The organism is Moorena sp. SIOASIH, assembly GCF_010671925.1.
Lineage (GTDB): Bacteria > Cyanobacteriota > Cyanobacteriia > Cyanobacteriales > Coleofasciculaceae > Moorena.
On sequence record NZ_JAAHIH010000001.1, the window covers coordinates 560,222 to 575,756 of the forward strand.

Annotated in this window: 10 protein-coding genes; 8 read left to right on the forward strand and 2 right to left on the reverse strand. The window is 44.8% G+C overall.

Annotated features, from left to right (window positions below):
- The first annotated feature begins 5 nt into the window (after window positions 1–5).
- The 4 genes from mnmE (at window position 6) to F6J90_RS02555 (ending at window position 5,770) form a co-directional block, all read left to right on the forward strand.
- Complete coding sequence (gene mnmE, locus F6J90_RS02540; protein ID WP_293090955.1) at window positions 6–1,385, forward strand: tRNA uridine-5-carboxymethylaminomethyl(34) synthesis GTPase MnmE; 1,380 nt, start codon at window positions 6–8, stop codon at window positions 1,383–1,385.
- 1,018 nt (window positions 1,386–2,403) lie between these two features.
- The gene (locus F6J90_RS02545; protein ID WP_293090956.1) at window positions 2,404–3,150 is read left to right on the forward strand and encodes a TauD/TfdA family dioxygenase; all 747 of its coding nucleotides are present in this window, start codon (window positions 2,404–2,406) and stop codon (window positions 3,148–3,150) included.
- Between the two features lie 361 nt (window positions 3,151–3,511).
- Window positions 3,512–4,804: a diaminobutyrate--2-oxoglutarate transaminase gene (gene ectB / locus F6J90_RS02550; RefSeq protein ID WP_293090957.1), complete on the forward strand. Its 1,293-nt coding sequence runs from the start codon at window positions 3,512–3,514 to the stop codon at window positions 4,802–4,804.
- A 6-nt stretch (window positions 4,805–4,810) separates the two neighbouring features.
- Complete coding sequence (locus tag F6J90_RS02555) at window positions 4,811–5,770, forward strand: glutamate cyclase domain-containing protein (protein WP_293090958.1); 960 nt, start codon at window positions 4,811–4,813, stop codon at window positions 5,768–5,770.
- On the opposite strand, the gene ectB (F6J90_RS02560) is transcribed toward F6J90_RS02555, so the two are convergent.
- Window positions 5,762–7,015, reverse strand: a complete 1,254-nt coding sequence (gene ectB, locus F6J90_RS02560) for a diaminobutyrate--2-oxoglutarate transaminase (protein ID WP_293090959.1) — start codon at window positions 7,013–7,015, stop codon at window positions 5,762–5,764. The two genes, F6J90_RS02555 and ectB (F6J90_RS02560), sit on opposite strands and share 9 nt — an antisense overlap.
- A 317-nt stretch (window positions 7,016–7,332) precedes the next feature.
- Between ectB (F6J90_RS02560) and F6J90_RS02565 the strand changes: the two genes are divergently transcribed.
- The 4 genes from F6J90_RS02565 (at window position 7,333) to F6J90_RS02580 (ending at window position 12,098) form a co-directional block, all read left to right on the forward strand.
- On the forward strand, window positions 7,333–8,151 hold the full coding sequence (locus F6J90_RS02565; protein ID WP_293090960.1) for a class I SAM-dependent methyltransferase: 819 nt from the start codon (window positions 7,333–7,335) through the stop codon (window positions 8,149–8,151).
- Window positions 8,152–8,399: 248 nt separating this feature from the next.
- Window positions 8,400–9,593 carry a transposase gene (locus F6J90_RS02570; RefSeq protein WP_293090961.1) on the forward strand — a complete coding sequence of 398 codons (1,194 nt, stop codon included), beginning with the start codon at window positions 8,400–8,402 and terminating at the stop codon, window positions 9,591–9,593.
- Between the two features lie 135 nt (window positions 9,594–9,728).
- Window positions 9,729–10,748, forward strand: coding sequence for an ATP-binding cassette domain-containing protein (locus F6J90_RS02575; RefSeq protein WP_293090962.1), 1,020 nt, complete (start codon window positions 9,729–9,731; stop codon window positions 10,746–10,748).
- 459 nt (window positions 10,749–11,207) lie between these two features.
- Window positions 11,208–12,098 (forward strand): ABC transporter permease, encoded by an 891-nt coding sequence (locus tag F6J90_RS02580; protein WP_293090963.1) that lies wholly within the window; start codon window positions 11,208–11,210, stop codon window positions 12,096–12,098.
- Window positions 12,099–12,279: 181 nt separating this feature from the next.
- Here F6J90_RS02580 and F6J90_RS02585 read toward each other — a convergent pair whose 3' ends face one another.
- Window positions 12,280–15,456, reverse strand: a complete 3,177-nt coding sequence (locus tag F6J90_RS02585) for a tetratricopeptide repeat protein (protein ID WP_293090964.1) — start codon at window positions 15,454–15,456, stop codon at window positions 12,280–12,282.
- Window positions 15,457–15,535 lie beyond the last annotated feature (79 nt).

Here is a 15,535-nt window from a genome sequence, read left to right on the forward strand (position 1 = left end):
CTGAGATGTTCGAGAGTGAAACGATTGCTGCGATCGCAACAGCAGTTGTCCCCCAACAAGGGAGTATCGGTATAGTGCGACTGTCAGGAAGGGATGCGATCGCAATTGCCCGTACTTTATTCCAGGCACCGGGGCGTCAGGCTTGGGAGAGTCACCGGATTCTCTACGGCTATGTGCGCCATCCCAAAACCCAACAGCTAGTGGATGAGGCATTGCTGCTGATTATGCAAGCTCCCCGTTCCTACACTCGTGAAGATGTGGTAGAGTTCCATTGCCACGGTGGGATCATGCCCGTCCAAAAAGTGTTGCAATTGTGCCTCGAACAAGGAGCGAGATTAGCACAGCCAGGAGAATTTACCCTACGGGCATTTTTGAATGGGCGTTTGGATTTGACTCAGGCAGAAAGTGTTGCGGACTTAGTGGGGTCTCGCTCCCCAGCAGCCGTTCAAGCCGCCCTAGCTGGGTTGCAGGGCAAGCTCGCCACACCCATTCGGGAAGCCAGAGCTACTTGCCTGGATATTTTGGCAGAAATTGAGGCTCGAATTGATTTTGAGGAGGATTTACCACCCCTTGATCAAGGCGCAATTGTGGCTCAACTTAACAATATCTTAACAGAAGTATCCCGACTATTAGCCACAGCGGATCAGGGTGAGCTATTGCGCACGGGCTTAAAAGTGGTAATCCTTGGGCGACCCAATGTCGGAAAATCGAGTTTATTGAATGCTTGGAGTCGATGCGATCGCGCTATTGTAACTGACCTTCCTGGTACCACTAGGGATGTGGTGGAATCTCAGTTAGTGGTAGGGGGAATCCCGGTACAGGTACTCGATACAGCAGGAATTCGCGAAACTGCTGACCAAGTCGAGAAGATTGGAGTAGAGCGATCTCGTAGTGCAGCCATGGCGGCTGACTTGGTATTACTGGTGATTGAAGCAACCACTGGCTGGAGTGCAGGGGACCAGGAAATTTACCAACAGGTGCAAGAACGTCCCGTAATTCTAGTGATTAACAAAACTGACCTGGCCAGTGAATCTACTGAATCTACCGTATGCTATCCTAATACTATAGAGCAGGTAGTGAAGACAGCAGCTGCCTATAATCAAGGGATTGATGCTCTGGAGAAGGCAATTCTTGACGCAGTAAATCGTGGCAACCTGCAAGCCGCTGATTTAGATTTAGCGATTAACCAACGACAAGCTGCTGCCTTGACGCGGGCGAAAATGTCTCTTGAGCAAGTGCAAGAAACTATTGCGCAAGAGTTACCCTTAGATTTTTGGACGATTGATTTGCGTGGAGCAATTCAAGCCTTGGGAGAAATTACAGGAGAGGAAGTAACCGAATCAGTGCTTGACCGCATTTTCAGCCGTTTCTGTATTGGGAAGTAAGATCAAGTTTGTTTGATTACTTGTAAGCATTCAGCCGTCAGCTATCAGCTATCAGCTAATGCGCTACTGTTCGCGCAGCGTGCGCGTAGCGCAATCGCTGCTAAAGGTCTGTGGCCAAGCTACGGGAACAGTTTATGCCCATAGCGTACGTTACTAATGGTGCTTTTGAATAAAATAAGCTGACGGCTGACGGCTGATAGCTGAATGCTTACGATTACTTATCTTATTTCTGGGCTAGGAAAGGATACAGGTGAATAATGGGTAATCAGCAAAAGGCAATTATCCATTATTCACTATTTTTTACCTCTTCCCTCTGAGCAGCTCGGAAGCTCCCAGCTCGGAAGCTCCCTAAAAACCTCACCCAAATAAGAATTGCTCTACAACTTAGAGACTGTTTATAAAGTAAATCTTAAGAAATATAGAGTACTGAATAGGGGTGAGTTAAGGCGGACAGCTCTCGCTACAGGTGAGCTTTTAAAGTACTCGCCGCCTATCTCACCCTACGCAATAATTTAAGCTTTATTTAACTTTAACCAACTTTAACCTTTATTTAACAAAAAGTCTCTAAAAGACTGAATGTAGAAGCTTTTGTTAAATGCTAAAAGCTTAACTGTGACTAGAGCCCCCCTTAATAATCTGTTACACACTTAACTGGCTAGCTGGCGTAGATAGTAGATGGGGATAGGGTTTTAAGGTTTTTTTCTAATTTGAAAATAGGCACTTTAAGCGATTCAGCAACGGAACAGGCGGTTTCTCCCATGAGCGACGGCATCAAGAAAATGCACAGCAGCTTAAGAGGGAAACTTGGAACAGATGAAAGTCCCCCGTGGAATAAATGGCAAAGCCTCTGGTTGAGAAAGACCCTTATATATCACGAATCCATTGTAATTACTTAATAATTAGTTTTTTTATATTTTATTATGTGTGTTTTTTTAAAAAAATGTAAACAAGTAACCAGTATTGAATTTATTTCGCCTATAGTGAATTTTTGTCAGCCTTATAAAAAAAAGGAGTTTGGATGTTAACTTATCAGGCAAGTAAATTGCCAAAATTTGATAAATCAATTACTGATTATCAGAACTTTCTGGAGCAAAACCACTTTATTTATGTGGAAACTGAAGACCCCAATTTTGACTGGATCGAATTTTCAAAATTGGTCACAGGTGGTGAGTTAATCCTGCAATATGGGAAACCAATATTCTATGTCAGATATGAACCAGAATTGATGAAATTTTCCGATGCCAGAGGTGAAAGGCGTTTGCTTCCTCATACGGAAGCCAGCGATTATCAAACCCCACCGAACTATCTAGCGCTTTGGTGCAAAAAGCCTTCTGATTGTGGTGGTGGGATGACCACGTTGGCTTATGTCCAAGGATTCCTGAAGACTCTTACGGAAGAAGAAAAGAAAAAACTCATGGAGACTCGACACCATTTTGGTGCCACGAGGGGAGTCCACGCCAACCGCACCAAGGGAGCAATTCATCCCATCCTCTCATTTGAGGGTAAGAAGCCTGTTTTGCGCTTTTCTTGTAACTATATTAAATACGGTGACTACAGCCCCGATCCAGAGAACCTAAAGCCCTTTACTCCCGAGCCGTTTTTGGGAGAAATTGCCGACCGATTTCTAGCGTATTACGAGGAAAATCACATGGCTATTCGGATGAAGCAATACTCATTGTTGCTTTGGGACAACAAATGTATAGCACATTCAAGAACCACCTATAGCGACCCCACTCGAGAATTACAACGCATCTTCTTACGGTAACTGTCACCTTAAGAGTTAAGTGTTAGCTGACTCATGTAGCTGACTCATGTAGCTGGCTAATGTAGCTGACTAATGACATCCTGGCGATTCCTACACTAGGATTTGGTGAGTTGTTGAAAGGATAAATGGGTGAGAGAGTGAGTAGGAATCGCCACAACGTTGAAAGGTATAGCGCTACGCGCAAGGCAAGAGGAATCCCCCCTAACCCCCCTTAAGAAGGGGGGCGGGCAAGAGGCAAAAGTTGACGTGCATTAGCTTTTCAGCTTTTATCAATGTCAAACACCTTAATGGGTAGTACTATAAGTAGCAAAACTTTCAGGTAGCTTGCGGAAAGCATCACGTAGAACACTAATGAGGACTCATGAGAATCTTCAATCAATTGGAATCCAATGTGCGAAGCTACTGCCGTTTATTTCCCACGGTGTTTAAGAAAGCACAAGGAGCTGTTCTAGAAGATAAAGAAGGTATTAAGTACATTGACTTCCTCAGTGGAGTCGGTACGCTCAATTACGGACATAACAACCCACAACTCAAACAACGACTGCTGGGTTATCTGGAGTCCGACGGTATTGTCCATGGTCTCGATTTAGCAACGGTAGCGAAAGAGGAGTTTCTCGAAGCTTTTGAAGCCATTATCCTCAAACCCAGGCAATTGAATTACAAAGTTCAGTTTCCTGGACCAACAGGAACCAATGCTGTAGAAGCAGCTCTAAAACTGACCCGCAACATAACGGGACGCGAAACGGTCATTGCCTTTTCCAATGGCTATCATGGCGTAACCCTAGGTTCCTTAGCAACAACTGCCAACATTTCCCAGCGAGACGCTGCAGGACTCACCACCACAGGCGTAACTTTTATACCCTATGATGGGTACTTGGGTTCGGATATTGATACTACAGAGTACCTAGACAAAGTCCTTTCTGACAGAGGTAGTGGAGTAGCGCTTCCAGCAGCAGTGATTGTAGAAACAATTCAGGGAGCAGGTGGGGTCAATGTAGCCAGCTTTGAGTGGTTGCGATCGCTTGAAAAAGTCTGTCGTAAACATGATGTGCTTTTAGTTGTAGACGACATCCAAGTGGGATGCGGACGGACTGGTTCCTTTTTCAGCTTTGAACAAGTAGGTATTTCCCCTGACATTGTTACTATCTCCAAATCCTTGAGTGGATTCGGTCTTCCTTTCTCATTGGTACTGATCAAACCAGAATTAGACCAGTGGAAACCAGGTCAACACAGCGGCACCTTCAGAGGACCTAACCTAGCCTTTGTTACCGCCAAAGCAGCCTTGGAAATTTATTGGCAAGACGACAGTTTGTCAGCCTCCGTTAAACAGAAAGGAACTATAATGCAGCTCCGATTGGAGCAGATCGCAAAAAATAACTGGGAGGCCGGTTTTTCCGTTAGAGGCAGGGGCATGATTCAGGGCTTAGACTGCAAAGATGGAAACCTAGCTAATAAAATCATCCGGACAGCCTTTGCTAATGGGCTAATCATGGAAACAGCTGGCGCACAGGGGCAGGTGATTCGATGTCTGCCGCCTTTAACAATTCCTGAAGAAGTATTAGAGAAAGGGCTAGACCTCCTCGAAAATAGTGTTAACGAAGTTATGCATGAGACAGTCTCTAAAAAATTAGTTGATTTAGGAGCATCGGTTTAATCCCTTATGACTGCTGCATTTGGAAATTCTCCAGAAGTCTTAACCCGGATAGAAAAAATTGAAAACATCTGTGGACGGGATATAGGTAATGGTATAGAGCCCCTTGTGGAAGCTGCCAAGGGGGGGCTGCTTGGTGCAGCTCGTTCGATTGCCGAACATCCATCCCCCCATGTGGCTATTATTACAGGCTTTTTTATTCCCCACGGCACTCCTCCGGCAGCGGAAAATGATGGCCCCATCGGTTGCGCTCACCTAGCAGCGGGATTACTTAGAGTTGGAATCCCTGTACGTCTGGTTACCGATCCTTTATGTCTTAATGCTGTCAAGGTTGCTGCTCGGGCTGCAGGAATACCTGCTCAAATTCCTTTTGATGTAGTTCCTGTCGATGCAGGGAGTGCAGAAGATCCCTCCGTTTCTTCTATTGTGAATTTATGGAAAAGTGCCGAACCACCAGTTTCCCATGTTATCTCCATTGAAAGAGCAGGCCCGAGTTACGATGGTACTGTCCGAAATATAAATGGGGATGATATCACTGTTCATACTGCTCCTTTACATTTCCTATTTACCCTCAGTGAAATCATCTCCATCGGCATTGGTGATTTGGGCAATGAACTTGGTATGGGAACACTCTCTCAAGAGCTAATTGCCAAAAACATCAAGCATGGAGAACGAATCGCCTGTTATATTCCTTGCCATCACCCGATCGTTTGCGGTGTATCAAATTGGGGAGCAATGGGCTTACTCACTGCTCTTGCTTTACTCCGACCGGACTTAAAATCTAAGTTAACTAAGGGATTAACCTTAGAGACCGATAAACAGATTTTGACAACTCTGGTTAATGAGGGAGCAGCGATAGATGGAGATACGGGATTGCAAGCTCTCACAATTGAGACTTTACCCTGGGAATATCATGGCAAAGTGTTGGCAGAAATTTTAGAAGCCGCCGGTTTGACAAACTCAGTTTGAGAGCGCAGCTCCAATGCTTTCCTCCAAAATATCTAGCCCTTGGGTCAAAGTGTCGGGATCAATCGTTAATGTAGACTGAAGATTAATCACTTCTTTGTTCACTCCCATCGATTCAAAGATTAAACCCCGCTTGAAAGCTTCATTACTAACTTTTTTAGCCAGCCCCTTTTGTTCACAGGCGATTCCTTGAATCAAACCAAGTCCTCGATGTTCACCCCCGACTTCTGGATAACGAGCGATCATGTCTTTGAGTCGCTTTTTCATTACCTCACCTTTGTCCGCGATTTCCTGGGCAAAAGTATCTGTCTCCCAGTACTCGTCGAGAGCAGCTGTGGCAGTCACAAAGGCTAGATTATTGCCTCGGAAAGTACCACTGTGTTCCCCTGGTTTCCAACAGTCTAAATCAGGTCGAATTAGCACCACAGCCATCGGGTTTCCATAGGCGCTTAAAGATTTAGCCAGACAAACTAAATCAGGTTTTAACCCTGCCCGCTCAAAGCTAAAGAAAGGACCAGTTCGACCACATCCCACTTTAATATCATCAACAATTAGCAAAATTTCTCGCTCTTGAGTGATCTGGGCAAGGCGTTGAAGCCAAGGAACACTAGCAACATTAATCCCGCCTTCAGATTGAACGGTTTCTAGGATAACAGCTGCCGGTTTTTCCTGATTTAGGCTCAGGTCATCAACCAGTTTTTCTAAGTAATCAAGACTGTCGTCTTTGGTGCCATTTTTATCCTCAAACGGAACCGTTAAGACATTACCGAGGGGAATGCCCGCAGCCTTTTGATAGGTCGGATTAGGTGTAACAGCTAGGGCACCTAAAGTATGACCGTGGTAGCCTTTGGTAAAACAGATGACTGTTTTTCGACCAGTCACTTTACGGGCTAGCTTCAAAGCAGCCTCCGCAGAATTAGTCCCTGTAGGACCGGTAAACATAACTTTATAGTTTAGTCCTCGCGGTATTAAGATTACTTCCTCGAAACGTTCGAGAAACTGCTGCTTGGCAGAGGTGAACATATCGAGGCTGTGGGTGATAGCATCTGACTCAATGTATTCCAGCAGACGCTTTTTGAGTTTGGGGTTATTATGTCCGTAGTTGAGGGCACCGGCACCTGCCAAGAAATCTATATAAGTACGCCCACTCTCATCTATCAAGGTATCTCCCACTGCCTTGGTAAAGACTGTTGGAAACAATCGACAGTAGCTTCGGACTTCTGACTCAAGCTTGGTGAAAATGTTCATATGCTAAACCTGCCTATTGTTAGTATTTTCAAGTAGGTGAGACAATTGTATGTGGTGTACAAAACGCGAAGCGATTCCATTTGCTTCACTTTACTTTACGAACACCGGAACCTAGAAAACTATATACTATTTAGGGTGACTATAGCAATCCTAAGTCATTTGTGAAAACCAAAATTATCCTTAAAAATCTTATAAGGCACAACAACTGGTTTACCCTGAACACAGAACCAGTTGAACAAGTGAAATAGGATTGCTATAGTCTAAATTTTGATCAGTATCAGAAACCAACAAGAGCGTGGAATTAACTGGGATTAACTATGCAAAAAAGTAGATTTACCGAAGCTCAGACCGAGGCATTGTTTGATGATCGCGAACGAGACCAACGTTTCCGCAGTTTCTGGGATCCAGAAGGCAGTCTCCACTGGGGTTATTTCGAAAACTTAGCCAAGGCTCGGCCTGAGGACTTTGTGCCAGGCTGCAAGCGCTGGGATGAATATATGCTGGCACAGAGCGGTATTACTGCCGACTCCCGGGTACTAGAAGTTGCTTGTGGAAATGGCAACGCTGCCGTTTGGCTGGCTCAGCAAACGGGATGTGAGGTAGTAGGAATCGATATCAGTAGCAGTTATATCGAGAATGCTCGAGCTAAGGCTAGTAATTTCCCCTCTTTGCGGGTGAGCTTCCAAAAGGAATCAGCCACTAACCTACCTTTCCCAGATGGCTCCTTTACCCATGCCTGGAGTCAAGGCGCTCTTTACCACATCCACGAGCTTGATAAAGCTCTGGCGGAGGTTCACCGTGTCCTAGGGGTAGGAGGCATCTTCCTGTTTGATGACTTGGTAACACCAATTGAGGAAGTTAGTGAGGCAGCCCGCAAGTACGTTTACAACCGACTGCTGTTTGAGCCGACATTTAGCCCCGAAGTCTATGCAGAAAAACTCACTCAGATCGGATTTAACGTTTTGCAGATCAAGGACTTGAGCCAACACCTGAAAAAGAGTTACGAATTGGTGTCCGAGCTGGCTCGGGAGGGCTATCCAGATTTGAGCGCTGCCTTTAAGAAAACCCAGGAGGCAATTGCCGCTGGTGAGTTAGGCTGGTGCTTTTGCCTCTGTGAAAAGGTTAGTGATGACTAATCCGTGACAACTTAAGACAGCTACGCCATAGATTGAGTGTAGATTGAGAGTAGCTTGAGTGTATGGGATTGACCTTGGCCTTTAGGCCACGCTACGCGAATGGTCACGCTTCGCGATGCTCGGTACGAGCCGCTACGCGAACGCATCCAGGGGCTTGACCAAAAATTTGGGTTTCAAGCCCCGTCCTTCTAGGACGGCTTTCTTTTTTTTGTGCTATACTTTTACGTAAAGTTGTCCCACGTCAAAAAATGAGAGTCTTAGAATTCAAGGTCGAAGGGAAGAAAACTCAATATGCTGCGATTGATGAGGCGATCCGTACAGGTCAGTTTGTCCGCAACAAGTGCATTCGGTATTGGATGGACAATAAAGGTATAGGGCAGAAAGACTTGTATCGCCACAACACGTGGCTAAGAGCTGAATACTCTTTTGTCAAAGATCTAAACTCTCATGCTTGCCAAGCTTCCGTAGAAAGAGCTTACTATTCAATCTCTAGGTTTTACGATAAATGTAAAAAGAAAGTTCCCGGGAAGAAGGGATACCCTAAATTTAAAAACTTTTCTCGATCAGTTGAATACAAAACATCGGGATGGAAACTGTCCCCTGATGCTAAGTCAATAAATTTATTGGACAAGAAAGGGATTGGAAAACTGAAACTAAAAGGAACCTGGGAATTATGGCGTTATGATCAAAAGCTGATAAAGCGAGTTAGATTGGTGCGTCGAGCAGATGGGTACTATGTCCAATTTTGCGTCAAGGTTGATGTCAAGGAATCCTTGGAACCTTCTCACACCAATATTGGATTGGACGTAGGAATCAAAGACTTTTATACAGACTCGAAGGGAGGCGTAGAGCCAAATCCTAGGTTTTATCGTAATGGAGAAAAGAGGCTAAAGTTTTATCAACGTAGGGTTTCTCGTAAAAAGAAAGGCTCAGCTAACCGCAAGAAAGCCATTAATAGACTAGGCAGGACACACCTCAAAATAAGTAGGCAGCGTGAAGAGCACGCCAAGAGACTGGCGCGCTGCGTAATCCACTCTAACGATGTGGTCGCTTACGAAGACTTGAGAATTAAGAACTTAGTAAAGAACCATTGTCTTGCCAAGTCTATCAATGATGCAGGTTGGTACCAATTCAGAAAATGGCTGGAATATTTTGGTCAAAAGTTTGGGAAACAGACAATAGCAGTAAATCCTGCCTACACTAGTCAAAATTGTTCCAGCTGCGGCAAAGTTGTCAAGAAATCACTATCAACTAGAACTCATACTTGTTCTTGCGGGTGTGTATTGGATCGCGACCACAATGCAGCAATAAACATTCTAAGAAGAGCCTTGGGTACGGTGGGGCACACCGGAACCTGGATCATAGATCCAAAAGCTCATGGAGAATCGACCTCTACTCTTCCTGGTTCCGGCCTGGCTGAGCAAGTTGGCTCGTTGAAGTGAGAATCCCCGTTCTTATAGGACGGGGAGTGTCAATATACACCCAATCACTCCTCACCGTTTACCCCTAACCACCGCAACCGGCTACAATAACAAGTGTTGAGATTTGTGTATCCCTGACCGGCATAGGGAAAGTTTATGGCTGCTGCTGTATTAATCCAGAACCTCCAAAAACGCTATGGAGATGTCCACGCTGTCAAAGACATCTCCTTCCAAGTCGAACCGGGTCAAATTTTTGGCTTACTCGGTCCTAATGGTGCCGGGAAAACCACCACCATTCGTTGCCTATGCACTCTCACGGCACCGGACGCTGGAAAAATTGAGGTATCTGGCATTTCAGTACTGAACAATCCTAGGGCAGCACGCCGCCGCATAGGCTATGTGGCACAAGAAGTTGCCCTAGATAAGGTACTCACTGGTCAAGAACTACTTCAATTGCAAGCCGACCTCTATCATATTCCCAAACCAGTTGCCAAAAAACGCATCAATAAACTCCTTGACATTTTGCAGCTCAAGGAGTATGCCCATAAAAAAACTGGCATTTACTCCGGTGGTCTGCGTCGGCGGCTGGACTTAGCTGCTGGCTTACTCCACCAACCTGATGTTTTAGTGCTAGACGAACCCACCGTAGGTCTTGACATAGAGAGCAGATTCGTGGTATGGAAACTGTTGCAAAAGCTGCGGGACTCAGGAACCACATTACTAATTACCAGCCACTACCTCGAAGAAATAGACGCATTAGCTGACCAAGTGGCAATTATTGACAAAGGGATGATCATAGCTGAGGGGACACCATCTCAGTTAAAAGATAGTGTTGGAGGCGATCGCATTACCCTGCGCATCCGGGAATTCTCCCCCATTGAAGAAGCCCAGCAAGCCAAAGATATGCTTAAGTCTCTGCCCTTTGTGAAAGAGGTCATTATTAACAGCAATCAGGGGAATTCCCTCAACCTTGTGGTTAAACCCCAAAGCAATGCCTTAATCATGGTTCAGCACGCCTTAAAAGACGTTAGTTTACCCACCTTTGGGATTGCTCAGTCGCGACCTAGCCTAGATGATGTCTATCTGGCCGCCACAGGTAAAACCCTGATGGATGCTGAACTGGCTGAGGCTGGGAAACGGGATTCGAAGGCAGAGCGGAAACAAAATATGGCCTAAAAGACAGATAGGGCAGTGGTTAGTGGAGAGTAAATACAGATTGCTCAAATTATTGTTAGGAATCAATTGTAGGAATCTTTGACACTCCCATCGCTAAATCCTTCGCGCAGCGTCGGCTTTGCCGAATATTATAGCCAAGGATTCTTAAGAGAATAAAACTCTTAATGGCTGAGCCAAACAGCCTCGCTTACCCTCCAATAAAATTATTGGGCTTACTTTTGAGATTTTTGATTTATGCTTTTAGCAGAGGCTTTTCAGCTTGCGCACAAACCTGCACCTTTTAAGTGCATTAATATGTGTTTATCTTAGCAAAGATTCTCAAAAAGCGCAACAGATTCAGTCTCCAAGTCCGCACTTTATACGCCCCGTCTCCCGCTAACCCTTACTGGCAGTGCCAGACGCTGCTTAATACGGGTATAACGGGAGGGGAATTGGAGTTGAATGATGCCACGAATCAATATGAGTAAAATCCTTACCCCTCCTAAATCAGACTTTAACTGGCAACCAGACCTTACTGCACCAATCCCAGTCAGTGATACTCCTGGTGTAAGTGAATTTATCCAAGAAACCCTTGCCCTAACCAAACGCCTGTTTATTCAGCTGCAACGGCGACCTTCTACCTTAATGGCTGGTATTATCCAGCCCCTAATGTGGCTAATCCTATTTGGGGCATTATTCCAAAACGCTCCTCAAGGGATTTTTGGCGAGAGTTTGAGCTATGGCAAATTCCTCGGTGCAGGTGTGATTGTGTTTACCGCCTTTGCTGGAGCACTCAATGCTGGCTTACCTGTCATGTTTGACCGGGAATTTGGTTTCCTCAACCGCTTACTAGTAGCTCCGTTAGTATCTCGCTTCTCTATTGTTGCAGCCTCAGCCATATATATAATCGCTCTGAGTTTGCTGCAAACTGTGGTAATTGTCACCGCCAGTGCCTTTTTAGGAGCTGGTTTACCCAACCTAGGCGGTCTGGTTATGATTGCCTTGATTGTATTCTTGCTAGTGGTGGGAGTCACAGCCCTCAGTCTAGGACTAGCATTTGCCCTACCCGGTCACATTGAACTAATTGCAGTCATTTTTGTTACCAACTTACCCCTACTGTTTGCCAGCACAGCCCTTGCTCCTCTCTCCTTCATGCCCAAATGGTTACAGGTGGTAGCCAGTCTTAACCCCCTCAGCTATGCCATTGAACCAATTCGCTATCTCTATCTCCACAATGACTGGTCTTTTGGTAGCCTTGTGATGCAGGCTCCCTGGGCATCTATTACCTTTGGCCAATCCCTGTTGATATTGCTTGGTTTTAGCACAGTCGTATTACTCGCAATTTCTCCACTACTGAGCCGCCGGTTGTAATTCTTCTCCCTAGAGCCTTAGCCCTAGGCCCGTGTTACCCTTGCCAACGGAACGCGGGAAGATGGGGAGATGGGGAGATGGGGAGATGGGGAGAACCCCCAAGACAGCGCTGCATCGCTACTCCCTACTCCCTACTCCCTACTCCCTACTCCCTACTCCCTACTCCCTCAATTGAGAACTACTAAAAGCCATTGCCAATCATAATAAACGGTGCCCAGTAATAAGGACTATTATAATGACTGTTGATCAAGCCTATTTGCGCTTGACGCAATGCTTCCGCTATGGTAATATTACCCTTAAGCATGGTTTGGTAAAAAGCATCCATTAGTACCTGTGTCCCTTGGTCATCAACAGACCAGAGGGAAGCGATGGTTGCTAGTGCTCCTAAGCGTTGCATCTGATAACCAAAGCCTAAAATTTCTTCACCATTACCCAAAACTCCACCAACACCAGTTTCACAAGCACTAAGCACCACTAAATTCACACCATTGAGGTTCCAGGTTTCTAAATCTCGGAGCGTAGCCAGCTCGCAATTACCAAATAAGATAAATGAATCCTCTGGTTGACCTGGTAAAAAAGCAGCATGGGTGGCTAGATGAACAATATTGTAGTTGTTATTGTTGTTGTTGATCTGCTCAACTATAGTGCTAGGTTTAAAGTCTTGTTGAAACAGTTTTGTAGTCTCCGGAATCAGAGCTGCAATAGTTTCTACTTCAACACCAGCAAACCTTAAGCCAGAAAAGTTAAACGGACGTTTCCCTAACTGGAATTCACATTCCCCTGAGGTAAAGGCAGCAGATAGTACCCGGGGTTGCCTAGGAAGGTGATTATTGAGGTTAATGAAACTAGCAGCAGTAATAGTATTAATACTATAGCGCTCAACTAACCATTGCTCCCCATCATGGAGCGCAGCCAGAGGAACATAACGCAATATACCATCTGGAGCATAGAGGATAGTTTGAGCTTGGGCTTTAGTAAGGTTGTCTTCAATGGGCTTAATTAGCAAGTTATAGAGTTTTTGTGCCTCTGCTCTGGCCTGATTGACTCTAATCCTATCAGTGATGGCGCGACGGAATTTTGCGATCACATCCTTGAGTTGTTCGTGATTGATCGTTACCGAATGATGGATAGGGAATGAGTCAGCAGTAACCAGTACCAGTTCCAGACGGTCTTCTAGAATTAGCGGATACAACAACACAGCGTTTTGCTCAAGCTGGCGCAAGCTATTTTGCAAAATGTCTAGATAACTGACATCCAGACGCTGTTCTCTGGCTTGTCGTCTTAGCTGTTGCACCAGTTTCACCACATCAGGACTGGAGATAAATTGCTCAAATGATGGGCTACTATCTTGGGACTCCGTCCTCTTGAGTAGAGAATTAATCCTGTTGCTAATCCCCTGTTCCAGAGACAGCAATCCAATCCCTTCGAGTGTCTGTTCATTGCCTTGGACATTACCCAAGTAATCCTCTAATTCTTGAATTTTCAGCAAATCCAGCACTCGTTGAGCTTCAATCACTCGGTCAAATTGCAGCAATAGGTCAGCGAGATGACGATAGGTATTAGCAACAGTTTGTGTAAAGGATTGCTGTTGTTCTTGAGGAAGTGGTTTTAACTCGTCCCGAATCTGTTCAGTCAGATTAACCGATAACTTGTAGAAAATGATGGCTAACTCAGGTTGCTTCTGTTTTTCCAGCACTTGACCGATATTGCTGAGAGTAATTCCTTCCGCTGAACGGTCACCGATATCTCGAAAAATTACCAAAGCTTCTTGCAGCAATGCCATGGCTTGGGAATCTTGATCTGTATTAACATAAGTACCTGCAAGAGAGTTGAGAATCCGACCCTCCCCTGCTATATCACCAATCTCTTGTGCGATCGCTAGGGCTTGCTGATAAGAATTTATCGCCTTAGGATACAGACCAATACTGGAGTAAACACCACCAATCTGATTGAGAGTATTACTTTCACTGATAAGATTATTAATATCTTGAGCAATGGCTAAAGCTTGCTGATAGGATGCTAAAGCTTGGGGATACTGATTGAGGCGTTCGTAAATGACACCAATACTGCTAATAGTCAGTCCAACCCCTGATTTATTGTCTATCTCCCGATAAATTGCTAAAGCCTGTTCCAAAAAATCTAAGGCTTTGGAGTACTGTCCTAAACCTTCATAAACACCGCCAATATTAATGAGCGTCTTCGCTTCACTAGCTGGATTACCGATTTTTTTATGAATCGCTAAAGCTTGTTGATAATAGTCTAAAGCTTGGTAATATCGACTACGATTATAGTAAACTCCACCAATAGTATCAAGAGCATTAGCTTCCCTGGCGGGATTGTTAATTTCAGTAGCAATAGTTAAAGATTGCTGGTAGGATGTCAAGGCTTGATCATACTCTCCGAGATTTTCATAAACGGTGCCAAGGTTGTTAAGGGTATAACTAACACTATCCTTATCTCCTAACTCATTAAGAATAGCCAAGGCTTGTTGATGATACTCTAGCGCCTGTGTATAGTCACCAGTCTGACCAGCAATCAATCCTAAATTATTATAAATTCGTCCAACACTTGCTCGATTCCCAATTTCTCTAGCAATCACCAGTGCTTTTTGATAGAAATCCCTGGCTAGGGAATACTCACCACTATTGTAGTAAACTCCACCAATATTATTAAGGGTGCGTCCTTCATCAAAGGGATTATTAGTTTCCCGACGAATCCCTAAAGCTTGCTGGTATAACTCCAAAGCTTGGTCATAGTCACCCTGATTAGCATAAATTGCAGCAATATTATGCCAGGATTCCCCGATGATATCACGATTACCAATAGTGGTAGCCATCTCCAAGGCTTGCTGGTGTAACCCTAGTGCTTGAGAATAGTTTCCTAGACGGCGATAAACAAAGCCTATATTATTAAGGGTTTCTGCTTGTCCTCTACTATCTTCTAGTTTTTGACGAATTATCAAAGCTTGCTGCAATGTGTCTAACGCTTTTGGATAGTCACTCAATCCGATGTACACTTGACCGATGTTGTTGAGAGTTGCAGCAACACCCGCTTTGTCGTTTAGTTGTCTACGAATTGCTAAGACTCGTTGATAGGTGGCTACGGCTTCACGAAACTGTCCCTGACGAAATTGTTGGATACCTTGTTCAAAGAGTTGGTTAGCAATAGAAGTTTTGCGGACGCGAAACCTGACACCACTGCGCCAATCCTGTTTCGGAATGCTGGGGAAATCCTGTGCAACAGCTTTGTCAAGTTGTAGGAATACTGGTGGGGTATGTACATCCAACGTTACTCCCAGAATTATTAATAATTCTAGGAGAGTTTTAACTGGAGTGATATCATAAAAACCTGGAGGCATAGGCACCGCCTTACCTCAACTATTTATAGCTAGTAAAGTATAACAAATTACTATACTAAGTCTAGCAATAATCTAGTAG